We start from the raw sequence: 21,186 nt of genomic DNA on the forward strand, positions 1-21,186 counted from the left end.
GGTTACTTCACCCCGTGCATCATCCGCTTCAGCAGTGGCGCGGCGATGAAGGCCAGCACCGCACAGCCCAGGCCGATCCACATCAGCAGCCAGAACAGGTGCGCGTACGCCCCGGCGGCAGCCACCCTGTCCAGCGATTCGCCTTCCGGCACCTCGATCGCGGCCAGTTTGCCGAACAGCGCGGCCAGCGTTTCCGAGAACGCAGTGGCCAGGAACCAGGTGCCCATCATCAGGCTCATCACCCGCGGCACCGCCAGCTGGGTCACCGCGGACAGGCCGACCGGCGACAGGCACATCTCACCGCTGGCCAGCAGGAAGTAGGCCAGCACCAGCCACCACACGCTGGCCATCTCGCCGGTAGCGCCCACCTGCTGTGCGGCCAGTGCCAGCGGAACGAATGAGAGCGCACCGATCACCAGGCCCCAGGCCGATTTCACCGGTTTGCCCGGCTCCCAGCCGCGGCGGTCCATCCACGTCCACAGTGCGGCGAAGGCCGGCGCCAGCAGCACCAGGAACAGGCCGCCGAGGTAGGTCAGCGAGCCGGCGGTCTGCGGAATCACCAGGCAGTCGCGCACCAGCAGCACCAGCATCAGCGCCACGATGGCGATGAAGAACGCGCGCGGTGCGTTCGAGCCCGGACGGCGCTCGGACAGGCGCGCGCTGACCACGAAGCCCAGCGGTGCCAGCAGCAGCGAGACGATCGACCACGGCAGCGGGGTGCCGCCGGTGATGACCAGCGCCGGCACGATGTCCTTGGTCAGCAGGCGGTCGGTGAAGGTGACCCACGAGCCGTAGGACTGCTCGTACATCGTGAAGAACACCAGCGCCATGAAGATCAGCACCATCAGCGCGATCATCTGCTGGCGCTGCACCGGCGTGCATTTCGTGCCGGTGAACCAGGCGAACCAGACCAGCACGCCGCCCAGCACGACCAGCATCAGCATCAGCGCCAGGCTGATTTCACCGCCCAGCGCGAACGCGCCGTTGCCGGCGGCCCACATCAGCCACGCCACCGGCAGCACGCCGATCACGGCGCACAGATAGATCAGCCATTCGCGCGGCAGGCCCAGCACCTTCTGCTTCAGTGCGGCCGGCTGCGGCGGTTCGGCGTGGCCCTGCAGGTACTTCTGGCCCCACAGGAACATGGCCAGGCCGGCCAGCATGCCGATGCCGGCCGCGCCGAAGCCGTACTTCCAGCCATAGGCCTCGCCGAGGAAACCGCAGACCAGCGAGGAGAACAGCGCGCCGAGGTTGATGCCGGCATAGAACAGCGAGAAGCCCGAATCGCGGCGCGGGTCGTCCTGCGGGTAGAGCTTGCCGACGATGGTGGAGATGTTCGGCTTGAGGAAGCCGACGCCCATGATGATCAGCGCCAGCGACAGGTAGGTCACGGCCAGCGCCGAGGTATCGCGCACCACCTCACCATTGACCCGGTACGCGGCATGGCCCTCGAAGGCCATGCCCAGGTGGCCCAGCACCAGCAGGATGCCGCCGAACAGCACCGCCCGGCGCATGCCCAGCCAGCGATCGGCGAGCATGCCGCCGAACACGGGGATGCAGTAGACCAGGCCGCCATAGGCACCGAGCAGGTCCAGGCCGGCCTTGTCGCCGAACAGGTGGTACTTGGTGAGGTAGAGCAGCAGCAGCGCCTTCATCCCGTAGAAGGAGAAGCGCTCCCACATTTCGGTGAAGAAGCAGACGTAGACGCCTTTCGGGTGGCCGAGGAAGTCGTCGGAAGCGATAGCGGCAGAATTCATCGGCGGATTATAGGCGTGTGCCGGGTAGCGCCGGGCCATGCCCAGCGGCTCTACGCAACGCCGGGCATCGCCCGGCAGCCCCAGTAGATCCACGCCATGCGTGGATGGGGCTCATCACGCGCGGTCGATTACAGGTACCGCAGCCAGGCCAGGTCGCGGCGGCGCGCCTTGAACCGGCCAAACAGCAGCGTCGGCGGGTACATCGCCACCGCCAGCGCGCAGGCCACCAGCAGCAGGCCGGCCACCGAATCCAGCGCGTACAGGCTGCCGTGGGTGGGCCCCCAGATGGCCAGCGCGGCCACGTACAGCAGCTTCAGCACGTACAGGTGCAGCAGGTAGAAGAACATCGGCGCCGCACCGATGTCGGCCAGCGGGCGCAGGGCGCCGGCCACCGGCGGCCATTCGTACAGGCGCAGCAGCAGCAGGCCCACGCCCAGGGTCAGCAGCAGGAACTGCAGCGACGGCGGGTACTTGGTCACGTTGAACACGCTCATCCAGGTGCGCAGGACGCTGTCCTGGTGCTGCCACGGCGCTTCGCCGTAACCGTTGGCCAGGCGCAGCAGGGCGAAGGCCGCCAGTGCGCCCAGCCCGGCCCACAGCAGCCAGCGCTGGCGCTGCACCGGGTCGCGGTCGCGGGCGAACCACGGCCCCAGCAGGTAGCCCAGCACGATCACGCCGATCCACGGCAGTACCGGGTAGGACGTGCGCAGGCGCAGCACGCCGGTCTCGATCCAGTCGCGCTGGTGCAGCACTTTCCACAGCACGGCCAGCACGCCGTTGCCTTCCACGCGCACGCCATCGAACAGGTTGTGGCCGGCCACCAGCAGCACGCCCAGCACCAGCAGCGCCGGGCGCGGCAGCCACAGCAGGCCGGCCAGCGCGATCATGCTCAGGCCGATGGCCCAGATCACCTGCAGGTACAGCGTGTCCGGCGGGAACTGGAAGGTCCAGGCGAAGTTGACCAGGGTCAGTTCCAGCACGACCAGGAACAGGCCGCGCTTGAGCAGGAAGGCGGCGATGGCGCGGCGCGGGTCGGCCTGGCGCTGGCCGTACAGCCACGCCGACAGGCCGGTGAGCAGCACGAACACCGGGGCGCACAGGTGCGCCAGCAGGCGGCAGGCAAACAGGGCAGGGGACACGCTGGCCGCATCCATCGGGTCGCCGACCTGGTGCTGCAGGAAGAAGGTTTCGCGCACGTGGTCAAGCAGCATCAGCAGCATGACGGTGCCGCGCAGCTGGTCGATGGAGGCCAGCCGTGGGGAGGGGGAAGGGGGCATGTGGAGCAACGGCTGGGTACAACATAAAGATATAACATATCATTTGCAGGGCGGCCAGTCCGGCTTTGCTGCATCGGCCGGTTGCCTGTGCACGTCCGCGGCCGTTGCACTGCAGCACCCGGCCCCATCCTTTGGCACGCTGGACTTGCTCTGCCCTGAACGCTAGCGTGGCAGGGATTTTTTGCCAGCAGGGGCTTCCATGAACCATGACGCTGCGCCCAAGCAGCTCACCTTCCGCGCAGTGGCCCTGGCCATCGTGCTGGCGGTGGTGCTGTCGGCGGCCAACGCCTATCTCGGTCTGTTCGCAGGCCTGACCATCGCCACCGCCATTCCCGCGGCGGTCATTTCCATGGGCGTGCTGCGCCTGCTGGGCGGTGGTTCCATCCTCGAAAACAACATCGTCCAGACCGGCGCCTCGGCCGGTTCGTCCATCGCCGCCGGTGTCATCTTCACCATCCCGGCGCTGGTCATCATGGGCTACTGGCCGGACTTCAAATACTGGTGGGTGCTGGGCATCGCCGGCCTGGGCGGCCTGCTGGGCGTGCTGTTCTCGGTGCCGCTGCGCCGTTCGATGATCGTCGAAGACCCGCTGCCGTTCCCGGAAGGCAAGGCCGCGGCCGAAGTGCTCAAGGCCGGTGAGAACCCCGGCCCGGGCCTGAAGATCCTCGGCCTGTCGGCTGTCATCGGCGCCTTCGTCAAGCTGGCCGCCGAAAGCGGCCTGCGCCTGATCCCCGATGCCTGGTCGACCTCGGCCTACGTCGGCAGCTCCAAGATCACCGCCTTCATCGGCACCAACCTGTCGCCGGCCCTGCTGGGCGTGGGCTACATCGTTGGCCTGAACGTCGGCATCGTGGTCGTGTCCGGTTCGATCCTGACCTGGCACATCGCCATCCCGATCTACCAGGCGTTCTTCATGAACACCTATCCGGCCCTGGCCGCGTCGGTCGCCGCCGCCTCGTCCACCGAGGCCGCGTTCGCCATCTGGGGCGCGAAGATGCGCTACCTCGGCGTCGGCGCGATGCTGATCGGCGGCATCTGGACCCTGATCTCGCTGCGCAAGTCGCTGCTGAACGGCGTCAAGAGCGGCTTTGCCGCCGCGCGCAAGAGTGGCGGCCCCGTGCTGGACCACACCGAACGCGACCTGCCGATGAAGTGGATGCTGGTGGCCCTGGTGGTCTTCGTGCTGCCGCTGCTGGCCCTGTACCAGGCCATCGTCGGCCAGTGGCACGTGTCGATCCCGATGACCATCATCATGATCGTCGCCGGCTTCCTGTTCGTATCGGTCTCGGCTTACCTGGCCGGCCTGATCGGTTCGTCCAACAACCCGGTCTCGGGCATCACCATCTCCACCATCCTGTTCGCTTCGGCCGTGCTGGTGGTGCTGCTGGGCGCCGACGGCCTCAAGCCGGTCGGTGCCGGTGGTGCGCCGCTGGGTGCGGTGGCCGCCATCATGATCGGCGCGGTGGTCTGCTGCGCCGCCGCGGTGGGCGGTGACAACCTGCAGGACCTCAAGGCCGGCTACATCATCGGTGCCACCCCGTGGAAGCAGCAGCTGATGCTGGGCATCGGCGCGTTCTCGTGCGCGCTGATCATGGCCCCGGTGCTGAACCTGCTGGCGACCGCCTACGGCATCGGCGTGAAGTCCGAGCTGCACCCGAACGCGCTGGCCGCCCCGCAGGCGAACCTGATGGCGTCGGTGGCCAAGGGCCTGTTCGGTGGCGAACTGCCGTGGACCTTCATCGGCATCGGTGCCGTGGTCGGTGCGGTCATCATCGCCTTCGACAGCTGGCTGAAGTCGCGCAATTCGCGCTTCCGCGTGCCGGTGCTGGCCGCCGCCATCGGTATCTACCTGCCGCTGGAACTGATGGTGCCGATCTTCCTGGGTGGCCTGATCGCCTACCTGGTCGAGCGCTTCCACAAGGTGCGTGGCGATGACGAAGAAGGCCGCGACCGCGTGCACAAGCCGGGCGTGCTGTTCGCCGCCGGCCTGATCACCGGCGAGGCCCTGATGGGTATCGCCATTGCCGTGCCGATCGTGGTCAGCAGCCGCGCCGACGTGCTGGCCCTGCCGTTCCACCTGCCGGCCGCGCAGTGGTTCGGCCTGGCCGTGCTGTTCCTGGTGGGCCTGCTGATCTACCGCACCGGCAAGCGCGCCATGGCGTAAGAGAATGGGGTAGTGCCGGCCGCTCGCCGGCAACCCAGGCAGATTGCCGGCCAGCGGCCGGCACTACCGCAGACCGCGCTACGGCGCGGTTTGCTTTTTCTGGCGGCGCGGCAACCCCGGCCGGGCGGCCATGACCGATGGCCTTGGCAGCCCCGCCCGCACGGGCCTACCATCGGTTTTTTGCCGTCCTGCGGAGACCTCGATGAAACTGCGTCATGCCCTGCTGCCACTGAGCCTGCTGGCCGCCCTGCCCAGCGTCGCCGCTGCCCGTGGCCTGGAAGTCCGCGACATGGTGGCCATGGATCGCGTCTCCGCCCCGGTCCTGACCGCCGACGGCGGCACCGTGGTGTTTGCCAAGCGCAGCACCGATGCCAACCTCAAGTCCAGCACCGCGCTGTTCGCGCGCAACCTGCGCACCCGCGATGCGGCACCGCCGAAGCAGATCACCCCGGCCGGCTGGAACGTCAACTCGGCTTCGCTCTCGGCCGACGGCCAGACCGTGTACTTCCTCAGCGCCAAGAACGGCAGCCAGCAGCTGTACGCACAGGCCCTCAGCGGCGGCACCCCGCGCCAGCTGACCGATTTCGCGGTGGACGTGGACAGCTACCACGTCTCGCCGCAGGACGACCGCGTGCTCTTCAGCGCCGGCGTGTTCCAGGCCTGTGCCTCGGACCTGGCCTGCACCGAGAAGAAGCTCAAGGACGTGGCCGATGCCAAGGCCAGCGGCAAGGTCTTCGATTCGCTGTTCGTGCGCCATTGGGACACCTGGAACGATGGCCGCCGCAACACCCTGTTCGTGGCCCCGCTGCCGGCGGCCAAGGCCGGCCCGGTGAAGGGCGCCTCGGCGCTGAGCGCGACCATCGACGGCGACGCACCGTCCAAGCCGTTCGGCGGCAATGACGATTTCACCTGGTCGCCGGACGGCGCCAGCGTGGTGGCCAGCATCCGCGTGGCCGGCAAGCAGGAACCGTGGTCGACCAACTTCGACCTGTACCGCTTCGATGCCGCCGGCAAGCAGGCGCCGGTCAACCTGACCGCCGCCAACCCCGCCTGGGATGCCGGCCCGGTGTTCAGCGCCGATGGCAAGACCCTGTTCTACCGCGCCATGAAGCGGCCGGGCTTCGAAGCCGACCGCTTCGGCCTGATGGCGATGGACGTGGCCACCGGCAAGACCCGCGAGATCGCCCCGCAGTGGGATCGTTCGGCCGGTGAGATCAACCTCTCCGCCGATGGCGCCAGCATCTACACCACCACCGACGACCTGGGCGAGCACCCTCTGTTCCAGATCGACGTGGCCAGCGGCAAGGCCACCAAGGTCATCGGCGATGGCACCGTGTCTGCGGTCAGCGTGGCCGGCAACAGTGTGGCCATCACCCGCAACAGCCTGAAGAGCAATGACCAGGTCCTGGTCGGCATGCTGCCGGCTGCCGGCCAGCCGATCGGCGAACTGCGCGCGCTGACCCCGGCCGCCGGCGACGTGCTGAAGGACGTCAGCTTCGGCGACTTCGAACAGTTCGAGTTCAAGGGCTGGAACAACGACACCGTGCACGGCTACGTGGTCAAGCCGCACAACTACCAGGAAGGCAAGTCCTACCCGGTCGCGTTCCTCATCCACGGCGGCCCGCAGGGTAGCTTCGGCAACGGCTGGAGCTACCGCTGGAACCCGCAGACCTACACCGGCCAGGGCTACGCCGTGGTCATGATCGATTTCCACGGTTCCACCGGCTACGGCCAGGCCTTCACCGATGCGATCAGCCAGCACTGGGGCGACCGCCCGCTGGAAGACCTGCAGAAGGGCTGGAGCGCGGCGCTGAAGAAGTATTCCTTCCTCAACGGTGATAAGGCCTGCGCACTGGGCGCCAGCTACGGCGGCTTCATGGTCAACTGGATCGCCGGCAACTGGAACAGCCCGTTCAAGTGCCTGGTCAACCACGACGGCGTGTTCGACCAGCGCATGATGGGCTACGCCACCGAAGAACTGTGGTTCACCGAGTGGGAGCAGGGCGGCACGCCGTACGAGAAGGCGGCCAACTTCGAGAAGTTCAACCCGGTCAACCACGTGGCCGAGTGGAAGAAGCCGATCCTGGTCATCCACGGCCAGCAGGACTTCCGCATTCCGGTCGAGCAGGGCCTGGCCGCATTCACTGCTGCCCAGCGCCAGGGCATCGAATCGAAGTTCCTGTACTTCCCGGACGAGAACCACTGGGTGCTGAAGCCGAACAACAGCATCCTGTGGCATGACACCGTCAACGCCTGGCTGAAGCAGCACATCGGCGAATAAGCGTTACCGGCGCCGCCCTTCGGGGCGGCGCTTTCGTTTTCGCCGGTGGGTGGTGGCCGCCATCCGCTTTACTGGTGGGTGCCGACCGTTGGGGGGCACGCCTTTTGCCAACAGCAGCCGAGCATGGCTCGGCTCTACAAGAGCGCCTGCATGATCCAGAACGACATCGTCGTCTTCGGTTTGATCGCCGCCACCCTCGGCGCCGTGTTCTGGACCGCCTCGCGCGAACAGGGTGCGTGGAAGCGCTTCTACACCTTCGTGCCAGCGCTGCTGCTGTGCTACCTCATTCCCGGCATCTATAACACCGTCGGTCTCATCGACGGGCAGAACACCAAGCTCTACAACCCGATCGCGCGCGACATCCTGCTGCCGGCAGCGCTGATCCTGCTCACCCTGGCGGTGGACATCAAGGGCATCCTGCGGCTGGGACCGAAGCTGGTGCTGATGTACCTGGGCGCCTCGGCCAGCATCATGCTCGGCGCGGTGGTGGCCTTCCTGGTGATGCGCGCGATCCATCCTGAAACCGTGGCCGGCGATACCTGGGCCGGCATGGCCGCGCTGGCCGGCAGCTGGATCGGCGGTGGCGCCAACATGCTGGCCATGCGCGAAGTGTTCGACGTCAACGCGACCACCTTCGGCCAGTTCGCGGTGGTCGATGTCGGCGTGGGCTATGTGTGGATGGCCGCGCTGATCTTCCTGGCCGGGCGCGCGGCGAAGATCGATGCGCGAAGCGGCGCCGACACCTCGGCCATCGATGAACTGAAGGAGCGCATCGCGCGCTTCCAGGCCGAGCACGAGCGCATTCCCAGCCTCACCGACCTGATGCTGATCGTCGCGGTGGCCTTCGGCGGCGTCGGTCTGTCGCACGCCATCGGCGCGCCGCTGGCGGCATGGTTTAAGGTACATGTCAGCTGGGCATCGCAGTTCAGCCTGGATGCGCCGTTCGTCTGGGTGGTGGTGCTGTCCACCACGCTGGGCCTGAGCCTGAGCTTCACCCGTGCGCGCACCCTGGAAGGGGCCGGCGCCTCGCGCCTGGGCTCGCTGCTGCTGTATTTCCTGATTGCCTGCATCGGCATGCAGATGGACCTGCTGGCGCTGCTGGACCGCCCGTGGCTGTTCCTGCTGGGCATCATCTGGATCGCCGTGCACATCGCCCTGCTGTGGTGCCTGGGCAAGGTGCTGAAGGTGCCGTTCTTCTATTTCGCCATCGGTTCGCAGTCGAACATCGGCGGCCCGGCTTCGGCGCCGGTGGTGGCTGCGGCGTTCCACCCGGCGCTGGCGCCGGTGGGCGTGCTGCTGGGCACGATGGGCTATGCCACCGGCACGTACCTGGCCTACATCGTCGGCATCACCCTGCGCGCGCTGGCCGGGCAGGGGTGATCTTCGTCATTCTTCGGCGCATATGCGCAGCCGAGCATGGGCTCGGCTCTACAGTAGAGCCACGCCATGCGTGGATGCTTTACGCCACCGGCAACCCGCGTTCGATCAACCACGCACGCGCGTCTTCGGCATCCTGCTCGAACCACGCCTTCGTCGATCCCAGCCGGTACGTATATCCCCACGCATCCATGTCGGCCATCAGCCGCTCGCTGCCCACGCCGGGCAGCTGGCCGGCCAGCACGATCTGCAGGTAGCAGGTGGCGTCTTCCTCCGGCACCGAATCGGTGGCGTCGGTATGCACCTGCGCGCGCCGCTCCGGCGGCAATACGATCAGGTGGCAGGCTTCGTGCAGCATCGAATGCACGGGGGTGTCATCGCGCACGTAGACGTTGTCGGCGATGATGCCGGCCTCGGGCTCGCCCCAATAGCTGCCGGGAATCGGCTCGCCGTCCGCCACGTGGTGCAGCAGCAGGCCATGCGCAGCGAGCAGACGCTGCGCGTCGGCGAAGGCGATATCGCCGACGCGGGTGACGTTCGGTTCGGGCGTGGTGTCGGTCATGCGTCATGCGGCCCCGCCCATGCAGGCACGGGCGGGGCAGGGGATCAGGGTTTGTCCGGGCCTTCCGGCAGCGCCACGGAGATGTCCAGCACATCGTGCTGGCCATCCTTCACCAGGTCGACCTTCACCGCATCGACGTCGATGTTCACGTACTTCTTGATCACTTCCAGCAGCTCGCGCTGCAGCAGCGGCAGGTAGTCCGGGCCACCGCGGTTGCTGCGTTCCTGCGCGATGATGATCTGCAGGCGGTTCTTGGCGGTTTCGGCGGTGGTCTTCTTCGCTTTGAGGAAATCAAACAGGCCCATGCTTACCCTCCGAACAGCTTGCTGAAGAAGCCCTTCTTCTCGACGTTGGTGAAGCGCATCGGGCGCTCTTCGCCGAGGATGCGTGCAACGGCATCGTCGTAGGCCTGGCCGGCCGCCGATTCACCGTCCAGGATGACCGGCTCGCCCTTGTTGGAGGCATTGAGCACGTCGCCCGATTCGGGGATCACGCCGATGGCCTTCAGGCCCAGCACTTCCTCGACGTCGGCGATGCTCAGCATCTCGCCGCTTTCCACGCGCACCGGGGTGTAGCGGGTCAGCAGCAGGAAGGCGGGCACGTTCTGGCCCGATTCGGCCTTGTGGGTCTTCGAATCCAGCAGGCCGATGATGCGGTCCGAGTCGCGCACCGAGGACACTTCCGGGTTCACCACCACCACGGCGCGGTCGGCGAAGTACATCGCCAGGAAGGCGCCCTTCTCGATGCCGGCCGGGGAGTCGCAGATGATGTACTCGAAGCCGTCGGCGGCCAGGTCCTTCAGGACCTTGCCCACGCCTTCCTGGGTCAGCGCATCCTTGTCGCGGGTCTGCGAGGCAGCCAGCACGTACAGGTTGTCGAAGCGCTTGTCCTTGATGAGGGCCTGCTTGAGGGTCGCTTCGCCGTGCACGACGTTGACGAAGTCGTACACCACGCGGCGCTCGCAACCCATGATCAGGTCGAGGTTGCGCAGGCCGACGTCGAAGTCGATCACGGCCACCTTCTTGCCGCGCCGTGCGAGGCCGCAGGCCAGGCTCGCGCTGGAAGTGGTCTTGCCGACGCCGCCCTTGCCGGAGGTGACTACGATGATTTCAGCCAAAGGACTTCTCCTGATGATTCTGTTTGGGGGCTGCGTCAGTCCAGCGCAGCGATCTTGATCTGGTCCTGTTCCAGCCACACCTGCACGGCCTTGCCGCGCAGGTTGTCCGGCACATCGTCCAGTACCTTGTAATGGCCTGCAATGGCGACCAGTTCCGCATGGAAATCGCGGCAGAAAATACGCGCCGCGGTGTTGCCCTGGGCCCCTGCCAGCGCGCGGCCGCGCAGGGTCCCGTAGATATGGATGCTGCCGTCGGCGATGACCTCGGCGCCTGCGCCGACGGTGGCCATCACGGTCAGGTCGCAGTTTTCCGCGTACAGCTGCTGGCCCGAGCGCACGTTGCCCAGCTGCATGCGGCCCGGCTGCGGGGCGGCCGCATCGGCGGCGTTGCCTACCGGGGCGACCGGAGCCGGGGCCGGTTCGGCCTTGGCGGCACGACGCGGTTCGGCGGCGGGCGGCGCGGGCGGCGGCGGGGCCGGTTCGGCCTCGGCGCGCTCGTACTGGGCGCGGAACTTGGCCAGCAGGGGCAGGCCAAGCTGCTGCGAGAGCAGGTCGACCGCCGTGGTGCCATAGGCCAGTGCCACCGGCAGCACGCCGGCGCTGCGCAGCCCATCCACCAGCGCCTGCGCGGTGGCCGCGTCGGGCACCTGGCTCAGTCCCCCGAAATCGAGGATGACCGCCGCGCGGCCGAACAGCTTCGGCGCACGGTTCACGCGTTCCTGCATTTCCTGCACGAGGCGTTCGACATCAAGGGTACGGATGCGCAGGTTGGCAATGCCCACCTGGCCGATCTTCAGTTCACCGGCCTGTTCGTAATCGAAATTCACCGCCACGCTCAGGTCCCCGTCGGCCGCTGTGCCTGCACCGGCAGCTGCCGGTCACGCGCCCATGCCACATCCGGCAGCTTGCCACCGTAGGTCTCCTGGACCCACGGGTAGCTGCACAGTTCCTTGGCCAGCATGCTGGCGCGCACGTCGACATGCGGCATGGTGTTCTGGCCCAGCTCGCGGAAGCCGAAGCTGCCGTGGAAGAGCAGGGCGGCATCGGCGCCGTGGTCCAGGAACACCTCGCAGGTCATCTGCGGGTAGCGCAGCTCGGCAAAGCTCTGCGCATCGGCATAGAACGCACGGCCGACGCCACCACCGCGACGGCGGCTGGCGACCACGATGCGGTCGATATAGAAGAAGGGGGTGGCCAGCTGCTGCTTGAACCAGGCGAAGTTGCTGCTGTCGTGCTGGCTGTCGCTGCCGAAGCCGATCAGGAAGCCGGCCAGGTTGCCGTCGCGCTCGGCGACGCGGAAATACTCAGCGGTATCGTAGAACAGGTGCAGGCGTGCGGCATCCAGCGGAAGGATGGCCAGGCCAGCATTGTTGTTCAAAGCCAGGACGGAATCGAGCTCGTGCTCGCGCACGTCGCGGATGACAATCGACATTGTGACTCCGTGGGGTAACGCGGTTGGTCCATCAACGGACCCTGCGCACGATTATTGCATGCCCGGGGCGGGCTGCGGCATGAACAGGGGGAAGGGCAGGCATGACTTCCGCCAGAGTGCAGCGGGCGGGGTTCAACCGTAGAGTGCTGGCATGTTGGGAGTCCTCAGCCATACACGTGTCCTGCGACTGGCCGGCCTGTTTACCTGGGTCATGGTCGGCCTGCCCCTGGCCTATTCGCAGTTCGAGAACCTGCACGCCCGTGCCGACATGGGCGGCTGGGCGGTGCTGCTGTTCCTGGCCTACCTGTCCTTCGGCGCGGCCTACTTCCGGCTGACCCGCTCGCTGCGCAGCGACAGCCACACCACCTGGCTGGACCGCGGCCTGCTGCTGCTGCTCACCGTCTCGGCGCTTGGCGTCAGCTTCCTCAGCGGCTCGGGCCTGGGCAGCATCCTGATGATGGTGGCCGCCGGCGTCATCCCCTGGATGCTCTCGGTGCGGCTGGGCGTGCTGTGGCTGCTGGTCAGCCAGCTGGCAGTGGCGCCGGTCTACTACATGCTGCTGCGCTTCCCGCTGTTCGAGGCGGTCATGCAGTCGCTGCTGTACGGCGGCTTCTCCATGTTCATCTTCGTGACCAGCCTGGTAGCGCGGCAGCAGACCGAGGCCCGCGACGAGCAGCGCCGGCTGAACGCCGAGCTGCGTGCGACCCGGGCCCTGCTGGCCGAGAGCGCGCGGGTCAACGAGCGCACCCGCATCTCGCGCGAGCTGCACGACGTGCTGGGCCACCAGCTGACCGCGCTGACCCTGAACCTGGAAGTGGCCGGGCATCTGGCCGAGGGCCAGGCGCTGGAACACGTAAAGCGCTCGCATACCCTGGCCAAGCTGCTGCTGGGCAACGTGCGCGAGGTGGTCAGCCAGCTGCGCGAGACCGGTGCCATCGACCTGGCCGCCGCGCTGCGCCCGCTCACCGAGAATGTGCCCTCGCTGGACATCGTGCTGGACGTGGAGGAGCCGCTGAACGTGGAAGACCCGCAGCGCGCCCACGTGCTGCTGCGCTGCACCCAGGAGATCATCACCAACGCGGTGCGCCACGCCCAGGCCCGCCACCTGTGGATCCGGGTGTACCGTGAGGCGCCGGGTCGGGTGGTGGTGGAGGCCAGCGACGACGGCGTCGGCGCGGCAATGGTCAATGCGGGCAATGGCTTGCGCGGCATGCGCGAACGCCTGCAACAATGTGGCGGCCAGCTGCAGGTGGATACCCACCCCGGCGAAGGCTTCCGCCTGCGGGCCACGGTACCGGCAACGGTGCTGGCGGCCCTCACCGAGGTTCCTGAAGGAGTGCGTTGATGATTCGCGTCTGCCTGGTCGATGACCAAACCCTGGTGCGGCAGGGAATCCGCTCCCTGCTGGCGCTCGACGACGGCATCGAGGTGGTGGCCGAGGCTGCCGATGGCCGCCAGGCCGTCGAGCTGGTTCCGCAGGTGCGTCCGGACGTGGTCCTGATGGACATGCGCATGCCGGTGATGTCCGGGCTGGAGGCGCTGCAGGTGCTGTCGCGCCAGGAACAGCTGCCGCCGACCATCATCCTCACCACCTTCGACGACGACCAGCTGGTGCTGGCCGGGCTGAAGGCCGGTGCCAAGGGCTACCTGCTCAAGGACGTCACCCTGGCGCAGCTGGTCGGTGCCATCCGCACCGTGGCCGACGGCGGCTCGCTGGTGCAGCCGGCGGTGACCCAGCGCCTGCTGTCGGGCCTGGAGCACATGCGCAACGATTTCGTCAGCCTGGACCGCCCGGACCCGCTGACCGACCGCGAGACGGAGATCCTGCGGCTGATGGCCAGCGGTTTCTCCAACAAGGAGATCGCCAATTCGCTGGGGGTCGCCGAAGGGACCATCAAGAACCACGTGTCCAACATCCTGTCCAAGCTGGGGGTGCGCGACCGCACCCGCGCCGTGCTGAAGGCGTTCGAACTCCAGCTGGTCTGAAAAAAGCCTTTTACGACAAAGGCTTGGGAAGAAACCCGGGTGCCGGGCCAGAATGCCCCCCTACATCCAGGGGGGCCGGATGCGTTACTCTTAAAAATCTTTGTCCATACAAATACGCAGCCGGCACGGAAACCGGTGCGCCAATCCGATAACAATGCCTGCGAAGCCTGCTAGGATTGGCGCTTCGCTTCAATCAACCCGGCCGTGGGATCGGCCCCGGAGACTCTCTGAATGACCCGTATTATCGAGTTCCTGATCGCCTTGGGGATCGTGGCTGGCCTGTTCGTCATTATTGGCGTCTGTCTGCCGGGCGAGCGTCACATCACCGAAAGCATCGAGACCAACCGCAAGATGACGATCGTGTACGACACGGTCAACAGCCTGCGCCGCTTCAAGGACTGGAACCCGCTGGTTCTGCGCGATCCCGCCGTTGATCTGAAGCTGTCCGGCCCGGCCTCCGGCAAGGGTGCCACGCTCGACTTCTCCTCCAAGGACCTGGGCAACGGTTCCTGGAAGATCACCGAGTCGGAAGAAAACAAGCGCGTTGTGATCGCCATCGAAGACCCGACCAAGGGCCACGACAAGGTCACCACCTTCACCCTGGAGCCGACCGGCAAGGGCGGCCGTAACGTCAAGATCACCCAGGATTACTCGGTGAAGTACGGCTTCGACCTGTTCGGCCGCTACGCAGGCCTGTATGTCAGCCGCCAGATCGGCGACGACATCAAGATGGGTCTGTCGCGCATGGCGAACATGCTGGCCACCGTGCCGAACGTCGACTACCGCACTGCCGAAGCCCCGCTGACCGATCTGGCCATCGTGGAAGTGCCGGCCGAGGACCTGCTGGTCGTCAACGCCGGTAACGTCGATCGCGGCCAGGAGACGATCACCAAGTCCATCAAGGACAACGAAGAGTGGATCAAGCGCGTGATGGATGCCAATGGCCTCGAAGCCGCTGGCCCGTTCCGCATCATCACCACCGATTTCGGTGCTGAGAAGTACGCCTTCGACATCGCCCAGCCGGTGAAGAAGAAGGGTACCGAAGGCACCGGCGCTGAAGAACTGAGCGTCAAGATCGACGGTGGCGCACCGGTCAAGTACCAGCGCGTTGCTGCGCACCGTTCGGCCCACGCGGCCTACACCGGCCACATGGCTGGCCTGGACGTTGCCCGCAATGCCCTGCGTGCCTGGGCTGTGACCAACGGTTCGGAAGTGATCGATCGCCCGTACGAAACCTGGAAGGACGGTCTGGACAAGTCGTTCACCCCGGAAGGCACCTACGACATCTACTGGGCCGTCAAGTAAGCTTCGGCTGACCCATGTAATGTTGGATACGAAAACGCGCCGCTTTCTGCGGCGCGTTTTTTTTCATCTGCGCCCGGTGGGGCGCTGCGCAAGGAGCAGTGATGTTCAATCCGGAACGACGCGCGCGTAAGCCTTCCCTGCTGGCCTGCCTGGGCGCGCTGCTGGCGGCGGCCTCGATCGGCCTGTCCGCCTACGCCTCGCACGGCGTGGCCGAGCCGCTGGCCCAGCAGCATCTGAACATGGCCGCGCTGTATGCCTTCGCCCATGGTGCGGTGCTGCTGGCGCTGGGGCCGCGCGCACAGGGGGCCATCGCCCACCTGGGACTGTATGCGCTGCTGCTGGGTGTGCTGCTGTTCTCCGGCAGCCTGGCCGGCGCGGCGCTGTGGCAGTGGCCGACGCGGCTGGCACCGGTGGGTGGCACCACGTTGATGGCGGGCTGGGTGCTGCTGGCGTTCAATGCGCTGAGGCGCTGACGGCCGTTGCGACTACGGCCGCGTTGTAGAGCCGAGCCCACGCTCGGCTGCGTTTGATCGGGCCGGCGCAGCAGCCGAGCATGGGCTCGGCTCTACAGTGATCCGTTCCAGCACCAGTGCCACGGCTCGTAGACGATGCCGTGCGGGTTGTCGCGCGGGTAGCTCAGGCTGAAGCCATGGGTGCCGGCGTGCGCCTGCAGCCAGGCAAACGCGTCCGTCGCCTCGAAGGTTTCCTCGGCCGGCGCGTCGCCCGGCGTGCCGATGTCCAGCGCATGGCCGCTGTGGTGTTCGCTGAAACCCGGTGCCGCGTTGACCTTGAGGATGTCCGCCACGCCCAGGCCACGGGCCAGCTTCCGTTCGAAGATGCCCAGCTGGTAGGCGTGGCTGCGGAAGCCGGAGATCGCATCCAGTGCCACGCCGTCGCGCGCGGCGTGCAGGCGCATGCGCCGCCAGCCCTGCGCGGCGCCACGGCGCAGCCACAGCGGGCGGCCGAAGCGGTCACGACCGGCGAAATGCAGCACACACGGTTCGGCCTCCAGGGCCAGGCCGCTGTCCTGCGCATACTGCCCTGCATCCAGCCCCAGCTGCTGCAGGCGCTGCTGCAGGCCGGACAGCGGCAGCCACTGCGCCTCCAGGTGCGCCGCAAACGGGCGCGCGTCGGCGCCGCCCTCCAGCAGCGCCAGCGCTTCGTCCACGCCGGGTTCGCGCGGCAGGTGCGGCACCAGTGAGTGCACGCCCTGTGGCAGCACCGCGGCCAGGTAGCGGCCATCGCGCTTGCGCCGCAGCACCCAGCGCGCACGCGCCAGCAGGCGCGCATCCAGGTTGCTGCGCGCACGCAGCAGGGCGGCCGGCCACAGTTCCACGGCCTCGGTGTTGATCAGCAGGGGGGCGCGACGGTGCATGCCCGCAGCTTACTGCGGTGGCGCGGTCGCAGCCACCTTGCGCAGTGCGTCCAGCAGGGCCTGCGGCCGGTCCAGGCTGAGCAGCAGGGTGCTGCCGCCGCGCACCGGAATCACCAGCGTGTGCTGGCGGTCGGTGACCAGGGCAAAGCCCTTGCTGCCTCCCTGCAGTCGCAAGTGCCCCGAATAGAAGCCCGGCATCGAGTAGCCGTTGGTCTTCAGGCGCAGGCCATAGCGGCGGTCACGACTGAGGTCGACCACTTCGGCCTCATCCAGCTGCATCTGCGCGACCGGCGTACGACGCCGGTACAGCGTCGAGCGCACGTCCAGCACATCCCCGTCCAGGCTGACCCGGCGGCGGAAGAACGTGGCGCCCAGGCCGGCACCGATCAGCACCAGCGTTGCCAGGCTCCAGGCCGCGCTGCCCCACATCCGGAAGAACGGCGGCGACAGGGTGATCTCCATCCATGGCGCATCGGCCGGCGCGTCCTTCAGTTCGGCGCAGACACAGAGGGCGAAGACCACCAGCACCGGACCGAGGATCCACAGCACGCACAGCGGCGAACTTTCGGCAACGTCGAACGTGCGTGGATCGCTGCCGCTCATCGCTGCGCCTCCACCCAGCGCGCCACGTCGGCAATCAGCGCTGCGTCGACATGCCCGGGCTGCGCGTACTCCTTCAGCGAGCTGGGGCCGCTGCCGGCCACGCCGATATGGTTCAGGGCCGGGTAGGCCTGCCACTGCACATCCCTGCGGCCCTGCAGCGCCTGCTTCCACAGCTGCCAATCGGCGTCGGGCACCTGGAAATCGCGACCGCCGTGCAGCATCAGCAGGGGCTTGTGCAGCGCCTTGGCATCGCCACGTGCGTTGACCGCTTCGATGCTCTTCCAGAACGTCTGCGGCACGCCCAGCGGCAGTTCGCTGGCGGCGACCGGGGCGCTGCCGCGGGCAGCGGCGATCTGCGCGTCGAGCCGGTCCAGGAACGCCTGTTCCGGCGCGCTGATGTCACCGTCCAGGCCGAGCAGGTAGCGGTTCTGCTCGGGCAGCAGGTCCAGCAGGGTGCGTGCCGGTGCCGCCCACAGGATCGCGCCACGCGCCTGCGGCCAGCGGCTGGCGATGCGCGGGGCGAGCATGCCGCCTTGGCTGTGGCCGAGCACGAAGACACGGCGGCCATCGATGCGCGGATCGGCGGCGAGTGCGGCAAGGGCCGCAACGGCGTCGTCGGTGGTTTCATCATCGACGGTGAAGCTGCCGCCGCGGAAATCCTGCGGGTGGGCAAAGGTGCGCTTGTCGTAGCGCAGCACGGCGATGCCCTGTGCGGCCAGGCCGCGTGCGATGTCCAGGAACGGGCGGCTGGCACCGATGGTTTCGTCACGGTCCTGAGGGCCCGAGCCATGCACCAGTACCACGGCCGGGAACGGGCCCTTGCCCTTGGGCAGGGCCAGCGTGCCCGGCAATGCGCCGCGCGCCTGCGGCACGCTGAAATCCGCCTCGCTGTAGTTCGCGTCGGCCGGCGGCGGCGCTGCCTTGGCTGCCGGGGCAGGGCGCAGCAGCAGGCCGGCCACCTTGTCCTGCGCGTCCACCGCAACCTGCGCGATCACTGCGCCGCTGGCGAACTGCAGCGGCACTTCCACCAGGTGCATGCCCTGCTGCTCGCTGCTGTGGGCGGTGCCACGCTGCTTCAGTTCACCCAGCGACTGCCACAGCCCCTGCAGCTTTTCGGCCGGCACGGCGCTGGCCATCTTCGGGGTAAACATCGCTTCGGCCTCGGCGATGCGCCCGGCCTGCAGGTGGTCCAGCAGCTGCGTGGCGACCTGCTGCGGCTCGGCGGCCAGGGCGCCGCCGCTGAAGGCGGCCAGTGCGACGGCGAACAGGGTGGGGCGCAGGCGCATGGTCACTGCTCCTTCTTGAAGACCAGCATGGCCGGGCGCATCGGCGCCGGGATGATGATGTTGACCAGTTCCCAGCCGAGCTGGCCCTGGCGGTTCAGCTCAGCCTGGATGTCCTCCGGCTTCTGCAGGCCCATCAGCGACGTTTTGACTTCGACAGTCAGGTAGCTCCAACGCTTGCTCATTCCTTGTCCTCCGACGATGGCTTGGGTTTCGGCAGGCGTCCTGCCTTGCGCAGGGCGTCGCGCAGCACGTATTCGATCTGCGCGTTGAGGCTGCGCAACTCGTCGTCAGCCCAGCGCTGCGCGGCGGCCAGGACATCGGCGTTGATACGCAGCGGATAGGCTTTCTTCTCACTCATGCAAGCTCCTGGCGGGGCGGTGGGGCGCCCCGTTGCGAGGTTCAGTACAGCGAACCAGCGTTGACGATCGGCTGGGTGCCACGGTCCGAGCACAGCACGGTCAACAGGTTGCTGACCATGTGTGCCTTGCGCTCCTCATCCAGCTGCACAACGCCGTTCTTCTGCAGTTCGGCCAGGGCCATCTCGACCATGCCCACCGCGCCGGCGACGATGCGGGTGCGGGCGGCGATGACCGCGTTGGCCTGCTGGCGCTGCAGCATCGCCTGGGCGATTTCGGCGGCGTAGGCGAGGTGGCTGATGCGCGCGTCGATCACCTGCACGCCGGCATCGGCCAGGCGCTCGGCCAGCTCGTTCTTCAGGTGCAGGGAAATCTCGCTGGCGTGGCTGCGCAGGGCCAGCTGTCCTTCTTCATGCTGGTCGTAGGGGTAGCTGGTGGCCATCGCGCGCAGCGCCGATTCGGACTGGATGTGCACGAAGCTTTCGTAGTCGTCCACGTTGTAGACCGCCTCGGAGGCATCGATCACCTGCCAGACGATCACCGCAGCGATCTCGATCGGGCTGCCGTCCAGCTCGTTGACCTTCAGCTTGCCGCTTTCGAAGTTGCGCACGCGCTGGCTGACCCGGCGCTTGCTGTAGAAGGGGTTGTTCCAGCGCAGGCCGTTGTCCTTGACGGTACCCACGTACTTGCCGAACAGGCTCAGCACGGCGGCCTGGTTGGGCTGCACGGTGTAGAGGCCGGCCATGGCGAACAGCGCCAGCGCGCCGATCAGCAGCCCGCCGAACAGCATCAGCAGGTTGGGCGAGCCGGTGCTGGCCTTGGCCGCGATGCCGAGCACGAACAGCGCGCCGCCTGCCAGTACGACCAGCAGGGCGAGGGCCAGCATGCCCAGGCCGTTGGGGGAGGAGAGCGACTTCTCTTTCATGGCGGTACGTCCTTGAGGGTTCGATGAGAAGATATCAAATTGATATCAGCCCGCAAGTGCCGTTCGTCGGCTGGCCGGGGGTAGACCGGCTAGAATGCCCACCCGCCTTCACATCGCTGCCGGACCCCCGCCATGGCCAAGCTTGGAACCCCGTTGTCCCCCTCCGCTACCCGCGTACTGCTGCTGGGTTCGGGCGAACTTGGCAAGGAAGTGGCCATCGAACTGCAGCGCCTGGGCGTGGAAGTGATTGCCGCCGACCGCTATGCCGATGCGCCGGCGATGCAGGTCGCGCACCGCTCGCACGTGATCGACATGCTCGATGCGATGGCGCTGCGTGCGCTGATCGCCCAGGAGCAGCCGCACCTGGTGGTGCCGGAAATCGAAGCCATCCACACCGAAACCCTGGTCCAGCTGGAACAGGAGCAGGGCCTGCGGGTGATCCCGACCGCGCGCGCTGCACGCCTGACCATGGACCGTGAAGGCATCCGCCGCCTGGCTGCCGAAACCCTGGGCCTGCCGACCTCGCCGTACCGCTTCGTCGATACCGAAGCCGAGTACCGCGCCGCCGTGGCCGCCATCGGCCTGCCGTGCGTGGTCAAGCCGGTGATGTCCTCCTCGGGCAAGGGCCAGAGCACCCTGCGCAGCGAGGCGGACATCGCCCCGGCGTGGGACTACGCGCAGACCGGTGGCCGCGCCGGTGCCGGCCGCTGCATCGTCGAAGGATTCATCGACTTCGATTACGAGATCACCCTGCTGACCGTGCGCCACGCCGGCGGCACCTCGTTCTGCGCGCCGATCGGCCATCTGCAGAAGGACGGCGACTACCGCGAAAGCTGGCAGCCGCAGCCGATGTCCAGCGCCGCGCTGGCGCGTGCCGAAGAGATTTCGCGCGCGATCACCGACGACCTCGGTGGCTGGGGCCTGTTCGGCGTTGAGCTGTTCGTGAAGGGCGACGAGGTGTGGTTCAGCGAAGTGTCGCCGCGCCCGCACGACACCGGCCTGGTCACCCTGGTCTCGCAGGAACTGAGCGAATTCGCCCTGCATGCACGCGCCATCCTTGGCCTGCCGATTCCGGTGATCCGCCAGAGCGGCCCGTCGGCCTCGTGCGCGCTGTTGGCGCATGGCGAGGGCGTGCCGTACTTCAACAACGTGGCCGCCGCGCTGCAGGTGCCGGATACCGCCGTGCGCCTGTTCGGCAAGCCGAGCGTGCATGGCCACCGCCGCGTGGGCGTGACCCTGGCGCGCGCGGAAACCATCGACGAAGCGCGTTCGATCGCACGGGATGCCGCCGAAGCCATCGGCGTCGAACTGCGCCCGTAAAACGGTAGCGGCCGGGCCGGCCCCGCGGGCGCCCCGCGGGGGGGGACGGGGGGGGCCCGGGGT

General features: G+C 67.5%; 21 protein-coding genes. 8 read left to right on the plus strand and 13 right to left on the minus strand.

All coding sequences use genetic code 11. The features are described 5' to 3' along the window. Positions 1–2: 2 nt before the first annotated feature. Both IAE41_RS12685 and IAE41_RS12690 read right to left on the minus strand, forming a co-directional pair. Positions 3–1,757 (minus strand): oligopeptide:H+ symporter, encoded by a 1,755-nt coding sequence (locus IAE41_RS12685; RefSeq protein ID WP_200733368.1) that lies wholly within the window; start codon positions 1,755–1,757, stop codon positions 3–5. 128 nt (positions 1,758–1,885) lie between these two features. Continuing rightward, the gene (locus IAE41_RS12690) at positions 1,886–3,034 is read right to left on the minus strand and encodes a heparan-alpha-glucosaminide N-acetyltransferase domain-containing protein (RefSeq protein WP_200733369.1); all 1,149 of its coding nucleotides are present in this window, start codon (positions 3,032–3,034) and stop codon (positions 1,886–1,888) included. A 199-nt stretch (positions 3,035–3,233) separates the two neighbouring features. On the opposite strand from IAE41_RS12690, the gene IAE41_RS12695 reads away from it, so the two are divergent. From IAE41_RS12695 to IAE41_RS12705, 3 genes are all read left to right on the plus strand, one after another. Next, positions 3,234–5,198: an oligopeptide transporter, OPT family gene (locus IAE41_RS12695; RefSeq protein ID WP_200733370.1), complete on the plus strand. Its 1,965-nt coding sequence runs from the start codon at positions 3,234–3,236 to the stop codon at positions 5,196–5,198. A 202-nt stretch (positions 5,199–5,400) separates the two neighbouring features. After that, positions 5,401–7,479, plus strand: coding sequence for a S9 family peptidase (locus IAE41_RS12700; protein ID WP_200733371.1), 2,079 nt, complete (start codon positions 5,401–5,403; stop codon positions 7,477–7,479). Between the two features lie 150 nt (positions 7,480–7,629). Further along, the gene (locus tag IAE41_RS12705) at positions 7,630–8,859 is read left to right on the plus strand and encodes a DUF819 family protein (RefSeq protein WP_079221042.1); all 1,230 of its coding nucleotides are present in this window, start codon (positions 7,630–7,632) and stop codon (positions 8,857–8,859) included. A gap of 79 nt (positions 8,860–8,938) precedes the next feature. Here the strand turns inward: IAE41_RS12705 and IAE41_RS12710 are convergent, their stop codons facing one another. The 5 genes from IAE41_RS12710 to IAE41_RS12730 are packed head-to-tail and all read right to left on the minus strand — an operon-like array spanning position 8,939 to position 11,967. After that, positions 8,939–9,418 carry a hypothetical protein gene (locus tag IAE41_RS12710; RefSeq protein ID WP_200733372.1) on the minus strand — a complete coding sequence of 160 codons (480 nt, stop codon included), beginning with the start codon at positions 9,416–9,418 and terminating at the stop codon, positions 8,939–8,941. A 44-nt stretch (positions 9,419–9,462) separates the two neighbouring features. Then, positions 9,463–9,723, minus strand: coding sequence for a cell division topological specificity factor MinE (gene minE / locus IAE41_RS12715; RefSeq protein WP_004148073.1), 261 nt, complete (start codon positions 9,721–9,723; stop codon positions 9,463–9,465). A gap of 2 nt (positions 9,724–9,725) precedes the next feature. Beyond that, positions 9,726–10,535: a septum site-determining protein MinD gene (minD, locus tag IAE41_RS12720; RefSeq protein ID WP_079221045.1), complete on the minus strand. Its 810-nt coding sequence runs from the start codon at positions 10,533–10,535 to the stop codon at positions 9,726–9,728. A gap of 35 nt (positions 10,536–10,570) precedes the next feature. After that, positions 10,571–11,362, minus strand: coding sequence for a septum site-determining protein MinC (gene minC / locus IAE41_RS12725; RefSeq protein WP_174214104.1), 792 nt, complete (start codon positions 11,360–11,362; stop codon positions 10,571–10,573). Between the two features lie 8 nt (positions 11,363–11,370). Then, positions 11,371–11,967, minus strand: a complete 597-nt coding sequence (locus IAE41_RS12730) for a GNAT family N-acetyltransferase (protein WP_079221046.1) — start codon at positions 11,965–11,967, stop codon at positions 11,371–11,373. A 151-nt stretch (positions 11,968–12,118) separates the two neighbouring features. On the opposite strand from IAE41_RS12730, the gene IAE41_RS12735 reads away from it, so the two are divergent. The 4 genes from IAE41_RS12735 (at position 12,119) to IAE41_RS12750 (ending at position 15,731) form a co-directional block, all read left to right on the plus strand. Next, the gene (locus tag IAE41_RS12735; protein WP_200733373.1) at positions 12,119–13,312 is read left to right on the plus strand and encodes a sensor histidine kinase; all 1,194 of its coding nucleotides are present in this window, start codon (positions 12,119–12,121) and stop codon (positions 13,310–13,312) included. Then, entirely contained in the window at positions 13,312–13,953 is a 642-nt protein-coding gene (locus IAE41_RS12740) for a response regulator transcription factor (protein ID WP_108746175.1), read from the plus strand. Before IAE41_RS12735 ends, IAE41_RS12740 begins: the two co-directional genes overlap by 1 nt. A 231-nt stretch (positions 13,954–14,184) precedes the next feature. Further along, positions 14,185–15,258, plus strand: coding sequence for an SRPBCC family protein (locus IAE41_RS12745; RefSeq protein WP_079221049.1), 1,074 nt, complete (start codon positions 14,185–14,187; stop codon positions 15,256–15,258). A gap of 101 nt (positions 15,259–15,359) precedes the next feature. Then, entirely contained in the window at positions 15,360–15,731 is a 372-nt protein-coding gene (locus tag IAE41_RS12750) for a DUF423 domain-containing protein (RefSeq protein WP_108746176.1), read from the plus strand. A 92-nt stretch (positions 15,732–15,823) separates the two neighbouring features. Here the strand turns inward: IAE41_RS12750 and IAE41_RS12755 are convergent, their stop codons facing one another. The 6 genes from IAE41_RS12755 to IAE41_RS12780 are packed head-to-tail and all read right to left on the minus strand — an operon-like array spanning position 15,824 to position 19,803. Further along, positions 15,824–16,633, minus strand: a complete 810-nt coding sequence (locus IAE41_RS12755; protein ID WP_200733374.1) for a M15 family metallopeptidase — start codon at positions 16,631–16,633, stop codon at positions 15,824–15,826. 9 nt (positions 16,634–16,642) lie between these two features. Beyond that, positions 16,643–17,236 (minus strand): hypothetical protein, encoded by a 594-nt coding sequence (locus tag IAE41_RS12760; RefSeq protein ID WP_200733375.1) that lies wholly within the window; start codon positions 17,234–17,236, stop codon positions 16,643–16,645. Further along, a complete protein-coding gene (locus tag IAE41_RS12765) occupies positions 17,233–18,522 on the minus strand; it encodes an alpha/beta fold hydrolase (RefSeq protein ID WP_200733376.1) in 1,290 nt (429 codons plus the stop codon). The genes IAE41_RS12760 and IAE41_RS12765 overlap by 4 nt, the downstream gene beginning before the upstream one ends. Before the next feature lie 2 nt (positions 18,523–18,524). Further along, positions 18,525–18,704, minus strand: coding sequence for a DUF4177 domain-containing protein (locus IAE41_RS12770; protein ID WP_079221054.1), 180 nt, complete (start codon positions 18,702–18,704; stop codon positions 18,525–18,527). Next, positions 18,701–18,880, minus strand: coding sequence for an Arc family DNA binding domain-containing protein (locus IAE41_RS12775; protein ID WP_079221055.1), 180 nt, complete (start codon positions 18,878–18,880; stop codon positions 18,701–18,703). Before IAE41_RS12775 ends, IAE41_RS12770 begins: the two co-directional genes overlap by 4 nt. Before the next feature lie 41 nt (positions 18,881–18,921). Then, positions 18,922–19,803 carry an SPFH domain-containing protein gene (locus IAE41_RS12780; RefSeq protein ID WP_200733377.1) on the minus strand — a complete coding sequence of 294 codons (882 nt, stop codon included), beginning with the start codon at positions 19,801–19,803 and terminating at the stop codon, positions 18,922–18,924. Positions 19,804–19,935: 132 nt separating this feature from the next. Between IAE41_RS12780 and purT the strand changes: the two genes are divergently transcribed. Further along, complete coding sequence (gene purT, locus IAE41_RS12785) at positions 19,936–21,123, plus strand: formate-dependent phosphoribosylglycinamide formyltransferase (RefSeq protein WP_108760153.1); 1,188 nt, start codon at positions 19,936–19,938, stop codon at positions 21,121–21,123. Positions 21,124–21,186 lie beyond the last annotated feature (63 nt).

The sequence above is a fragment of the Stenotrophomonas sp. S39 genome (genome assembly GCF_016624665.1).
GTDB lineage: Bacteria > Pseudomonadota > Gammaproteobacteria > Xanthomonadales > Xanthomonadaceae > Stenotrophomonas.